We start from the raw sequence: 705 nt of genomic DNA on the forward strand, positions 1-705 counted from the left end.
CCACAGGCCACTGATTTCGGAGATCGCCGAGCCGTAGCAGGACGCGGTCGTGTACAGGTCGGTGGCCAACACGTCCCAGGCAGCGGCGGCCGCCAACATCGGTCCCGCGCCCGCGCCGGCGTACATCCGGCCAGAGTTGACTTCCGGCGGTAATGCTCCGTAATCCACTACTTGACGTCCTGGCCTCGTCGGTCGCTACAGCCTGCCGATCTACTCGACCTCGTAGTCACGAATGCGATGCCCTTCCTCGCCATCGGCGACGGCTGCGATCCACTATCTGAGACATAAGTTCACTAATGAAGATATAAGGCGTTCAGAGGCGTCAGCGGTACGCAGTAATGAACTCTTTCTATCTTTAGGTGAACACTCGTCGTTGGTAGTGCACAGTCGGCTCCCGGCCATCTAACGTCGCTAGCGAGCGGCTCGTGAAGGCCGTTGAGACCGAGCACTGAGGAGAAATCAGCGTGGCGTTCGTAGAAACCCAGCCGGAGGTGCTATCCGCTGCGGCTCGCAATTTGGTGGCTATCGGCGCGTCAGTGGCGGCGCAGAATGCGGCTGCGGCGGGCCCGACGACGGGAATAGTGCCGCCGGCAGCCGATGAGATTTCGGCGCTGACGGCGGCACAGTTCGCCACGCATGCCCGGATGTATCAGGCGGCCAGCGTCCAAGCCGCGGCAATTCACGACATGTTCGTGAACATGCACT

2 protein-coding genes are annotated in these 705 nt (G+C 61.4%); one reads left to right on the top strand and one right to left on the bottom strand.

Annotation, left to right across the window (positions count from 1 at the left end; all coding sequences use genetic code 11):
- Positions 1–168, bottom strand: a 168-nt coding sequence (locus tag A5707_RS22970) for a PPE domain-containing protein (RefSeq protein ID WP_156657441.1), incomplete at its 3' end; no start/stop codon positions are given.
- A gap of 296 nt (positions 169–464) precedes the next feature.
- On the opposite strand from A5707_RS22970, the gene A5707_RS01405 reads away from it, so the two are divergent.
- Positions 465–705, top strand: a 241-nt coding sequence (locus tag A5707_RS01405) for a PE family protein (protein ID WP_065012745.1), incomplete at its 3' end; no start/stop codon positions are given.

Origin of the sequence: Mycobacterium kyorinense, assembly GCF_001672775.1 — a bacterium.
GTDB lineage: Bacteria > Actinomycetota > Actinomycetes > Mycobacteriales > Mycobacteriaceae > Mycobacterium > Mycobacterium kyorinense_A.